At 58.0% G+C, this 5,232-nt stretch carries 3 protein-coding genes; all 3 read left to right on the top strand.

The features are described 5' to 3' along the window. The first annotated feature begins 100 nt into the window (after nt 1-100). Nucleotides 101-2,572: a DUF1592 domain-containing protein gene (locus QGH09_09360; protein ID HJO18390.1), complete on the top strand. Its 2,472-nt coding sequence runs from the start codon at nt 101-103 to the stop codon at nt 2,570-2,572. Nucleotides 2,573-2,608: 36 nt separating this feature from the next. Further along, complete coding sequence (locus QGH09_09355; protein HJO18389.1) at nt 2,609-4,024, top strand: DUF1552 domain-containing protein; 1,416 nt, start codon at nt 2,609-2,611, stop codon at nt 4,022-4,024. 19 nt (nt 4,025-4,043) lie between these two features. Next, on the top strand, nt 4,044-5,232 hold a 1,189-nt coding region (locus tag QGH09_09350), incomplete at its 3' end, for an ankyrin repeat domain-containing protein (GenBank protein HJO18388.1).

Below are 5,232 nucleotides of genomic sequence, written 5' to 3'. Positions count from 1 at the left end.
CCTTGCCAATAATTCGTTATTGAGCCTAGTCTAAAGCACTCGTAGTATGTTCCTAGCACCGTTTTTGTCCGCTATTAGGTGGGCGTGAGATAATTTACACATGAGAAAGTTCGCGTTAGCAGCATCGATCGCCTCGATTCTATGCCTAGCTGTCTCCGTCGATACCGGATTGGCGGGGGGCTCGCAGGCCCTGGAAGTCAGTTCTATTGCTTTCGTAGAACCGGTCTCGAAGGGTTCCGCTCCGATGTCTTATCAGGAGCAGAACATGACCATTGGGCGCTATTGTTTCCGTTGCCACAACGATCAGTTGCTGACGGGCGGTTTGTCGCTTGAATCGTTCGATGCCGAACATGCCTACGAGAATCCTGAAATTGCTGAAAAAATGATCCGCAAGTTGCGTGTCGGCATGATGCCGCCAAAGGAGGCGGAGCAACCCGACGTTGCTACCAAGCACGCTCTGGCGGCGGCACTTGAAACGAGCATCGACGAGCACGCGGCGCGCAACCCGAATCCTGGCAGGCGCACCTTCCAGAGACTCAACCGTGCCGAATACGTCATGGCGATCAGAGATTTGCTAGGCATCGAAATTGATCCCAGCACATTTCTCCCGCCCGACACGATTAGCGCTAGCTTTGACAACATCGCTGACGTACAGATGCCCTCAGCAGCAGTGATGGAAGGCTACCTGCGGGCCGCCGGCCATGTCAGTCGTGCCGCCATCGGTGATCCTTTCGCCGGTCCTAACTCGGCTGTCTACCCCGTGCCGCGGACCCAGTCGCAAAAGAAGCGTGTCGACGGGGCACCGTTTGGCACCCGCGGCGGCGTTGCGGTGGTCCATAACTTCCCCGCTGATGGCAAGTACGAATTCCGGATGCTACTGCATGGTGAGCCCACTGGATTATTGTTCGGCCGCACGCTCCTGGAAGAGCAAATTGAAGTGTCGATCGATGGCGAGCAAGTAGGTGTCCTCGATATTGACCGCTGGCTGTCGGAGATGGATCCCGCTGGTTTGACGATTACCGTCGGACCGGTCGACGTCCGTGCTGGTGCGCATACAGTAGCAGCGGCGTTCTTAGCCCAGTATGAGGGAGGACTGTCTATTGATGACCTGGTTACGCCGATCGATAATACCCTCGCCGACACGCAGATCGGCGTCGGCTACGGTGTCGAGACGCTCACCCACCTACGTGACTTGTCCATCGTCGGACCATTCAATGTCACCGGTGTCTCCGACAATCCGACGAGACGACGGATTTTTACCTGCCGCCCGACATCGGCCGGTGAGGAACTGCCCTGTGCCAAGAGCATCATTTCGCGCCTCGCCACGCAGGCCTACCGGCGGCCGGTAGACGACAGCGACATTGCCAGCCTGACGGCCTTCTACAATCAGGGGGCGGTTTTCGGTGGTTTCGAGGGGGGTATCGGAACGGCGCTACAGGCGATCCTCACCAGCCCGTACTTCGTCTTTCGCACGGAGGAAACCCCTGCGGGGGTCGCCCCGGGTAGCATCTACTCGGTCAACGACATTGCCTTCGCCTCGAGGCTCTCGTTTTTCATTTGGAGTACACCTCCCGATCAGGAATTGATCGACTTGGCGGCGCGCGGTCAACTCTCGGACCCGGAAATTATTGAAGCGCAGGCTCGCCGGATGCTTGCCGACCCGCGCGCCGAGTCTCTGGCCACGCGCTTTGGCAGCCTGTGGCTGCGGATACAAGACCTCGACTTGGTCGATCCGGACGCGTTGTCGTTCCCGTACTACGACAAGATCCTGGCTAACTCGATGCATCGTGAGACCGAGTTGTTATTTGCCCATTTAGTGGCCGAGGATCGAAACATACTTGAATTGTTGACTGCCGACTACACGTTTGCCAACGAGCGCCTCGCGCGTCACTATGGCATTCTCGGCGTCACGGGATCGGAGTTTCGCAGGGTGAATTATCCTGATGACCGTCGCCGAGGTGTTTTAGGACACGGCAGCATCTTGACGATGACGTCAGAAGCCACCCGTACTTCACCGGTCAAGCGCGGTAAATGGGTGATGGAGGTGTTGCTTGGCAGCCCGCCGCCACCACCGCCGCCAAACGTCCCTGACCTTGAGGAGACCGGGCAAACTGAAAATGGGCGATTTAAGTCGGTCGCTGACCAGTTAGCTGAGCACCGTGCTAACCCGGCGTGTAGCTCGTGCCACAACATGATGGACCCACTTGGTTTATCGCTCGACAATTTTGATGTAACCGGCGCGTGGCGTATTAAGGACCGCGGCGTCCCGATCATTACCGAGGCCGTGATGTACGATGGTACGGAACTAAACGGCCCCACCGACCTGACTGCAGCGCTCTTGAAGCGATCCGACGTTATCATCACGCACTTCACCGAGAGCCTCATGTCGTATGGTATGGGTCGCAGAGTGGAGTACTACGATATGCCGCGGGTCCGCGAGATTATCGGCGAGGCAGAAAAGAACGATTATCGGGTCTCTTCGTTCATCCTTGGAATCGTCAACAGCGATTCATTCCGGATGGCGAGGGCGGAAGCGACAGAAGAAATGGGTCCTGGAGGACAGCAGTTTTAACGAATGGTTAGATAACGGAAATCGGAGAACCGCCGTATGTACATTTCGCAGAAACACATCTCACGTCGAACGGTTTTGCGTGGCCTGGGTGTGACGCTTGGCGTACCCTTGCTCGACGCGATGGTTCCGGCACGTAAGCTTTGGGCCAACACGGCCGCGGGAAGGGCAGCTGGTCGCACGCGGATGGTTTGCATCGAGCAGGTGCACGGCGCGGCGGGTTGTAATGAGCTTGGTGCATCCGAGTTCCTCTGGGCGCCGGAGGCAATTGGTCGAAACTTCGACCTGTCACCCGGAAGTTTGGCACCGCTTGAGAAGTTCAAGGACTACCTCACAATTGTCAGCAACACCGATTGCCAGCAGGCCGAGGCTTTTATCCCCGAGCAGATCGGTGGCGACCACTTCCGTTCGAGCGCGGTATTCTTGACCCAGGCTCGCCCCAAGATGACACAGGGATCGGACGTATACGTAGGCCCGTCGATGGACCAGTTATACGTGCAGCGTTTCGGCAACGACACCCCCATTCCATCGCTTCAGCTTTCTATCGAACCGGTCGATCAAGCCGGTGGTTGTGCCTACGGTTACGCTTGCGTATACACCGACACAATCAGCTGGGCGGCAGCGGACACTCCGCTACCGATGATCCGAGACCCTCGCGCCGTATTCGAGCAGCTGTTCGGTGCCGGCGGGACGCCGGAACGGCGCTCGCAACTGCGCCAGACCGACAGCAGCATTCTCGATTGGGTCATGGAGGAACTGACCGGCTTACGTACGCAGCTAGGTCCGGTGGACCAGCAACGTCTCGACCAGTACGTCAATAATATCCGGGAGATCGAACAGCGCATCCAGCGCATCGAAGCACGCAACAACAGCGGCGAGCAGCGCGAACTGCCTTCGGCCCCTGCCGGCGTGCCCGATTCGTTTGATGAGCACGTCAAGTTGATGTTCGACCTGCAGTTGTTGGCCTTCGAAGCAGACCTTACCCGCGTCTTCTCCTTCAAGTTTGGGCGCGATGGCTCAAGTAGGGTGTATCCCGAAAGCGGCGTCGATGCTGGATTCCATGGAGCCTCGCACCATGGTGGACGTGAGGGCCAAGTGCGGGACTACGCGGAGATCAATAAATATCACGTCTCCTTGTTGCCGTACCTCGCGGAAAAGCTCCAGAACACGATGGAAGGGGACACCAGTCTCCTCGACAACACCGTGATCGTCTACGGTTCGCCGATGGCTGACAGCAACCTGCATAACCACCGCAGGTGCCCGCTGATCATGCTGGGGGGTGCTGGTGGAGCATTGGATGGTGGTGTGCACCTCCACGCTGATGACGGTACCCCGATGGCGAACGTGATGCTGGACCTTATGCAGAGGCTCGGTATGGACGATCTGAAGAGCTTCGGTGATAGCAACGGGATTTTCTCGTTGTCGGCACCCCCCACCGAAGCTGGTAACGCTTAACTGACCCGGGAGGCGAGCAATGCGTAACCGTCTACACTTGAATGCGCCCACTGTTGTCGCCATCTTAATGCTGACGGCCCTTTCGGCACCGGCGCTATTGATTGCCTCAGCAGCTGAGTCCCCGGTTGCGGACGCGGCGATGCGTGAAGACATCAATACAGTTCGCGCGTTGTTGCGTGAAGGCGCTGACGTCAACGCGGCCCAAGGCGATGGTATGACCGCTTTGCATTGGTCGGCGTTGACCGACGACGTCACCACTATGGAGGTTCTGCTATACGCCGGAGCCGTGGTGGAGCCGATGACACGCTTGGGCGGTTATACGCCACTCCATCTAGCAGCTATGCAGGGCAATGGTGACGCTGTGGCCCGTCTTTTGGAGGCTGGCAGTGACGGGGAGCGAATTACCGATACCGGTGTAAGTCCGCTACACCTGGCTGCGCAGGCTGGCCAACTTGCATCGATTAGTGCCCTGATTAGCGCTGGCGCCCATGTGGACGCCCGGGATCAGTACCTGGAACGTACACCGCTCCACTTTGCCACCGCGCATAACCGGCTGGAGGCAATCGCGACGCTGGTGGCTGCTGGTGCAGATGTCGGAGCGGTGACGAAGGTAACCGATTATCTGGCCAAATCCCGTGCAGATAGTGCTGCACGGTCAACGCGAAACCGAATCAAAGATGCTGCGAAACCGCCGGAAGAACGTACGGACTTTCGTGATCGCTTCGATGGGTTTGTGCCGCCCAATTCACAAGCCTCGGCCGATCCCACTCTAGACAGTAAGAAAGCAGCGGAGAAGACGGACGATCCGCCGGCCGATGATAAAAAGGCTGCGGAGAAAACGAAATTAGACAGTAAGAAAGCAGCGGAGAAGACGGACGATCCGCCGGCCAGTGGTGGCACTGCTGCTGGCGCAACCACTCCACCGGACCCAGATGACCCAACTGGCACCCCTCGTAGGACCGGCGGGGGTCGTAGTAACCGCCCCAGGCCGACTAGGCGCGACCCGAATGCACCGCGAGCTCTTTCGGGGACCGAGCAAATCGGTACGCAGGGTGCGTTTACTGCACTGCACTACGCGGTGCGTGACGGTCGTTCCGAAGCCGCATTGATGCTTCTAGAAGCAGGTGCTGACATCAATCATCGTACAGCCGATGAGTCGAGCCCACTTCTGCTAGCTACAATCAACGGGAACTACGATCTTGCCAAAG

The sequence above is a fragment of the Vicinamibacterales bacterium genome (genome assembly GCA_036012125.1).
In the GTDB taxonomy this organism is placed as follows: Bacteria; Acidobacteriota; Vicinamibacteria; order Vicinamibacterales; family UBA823; genus UBA11600.
The sequence above is the reverse complement of the archived record's forward strand: the minus strand, read 5'-3'. Positions and strand labels throughout refer to the sequence as shown.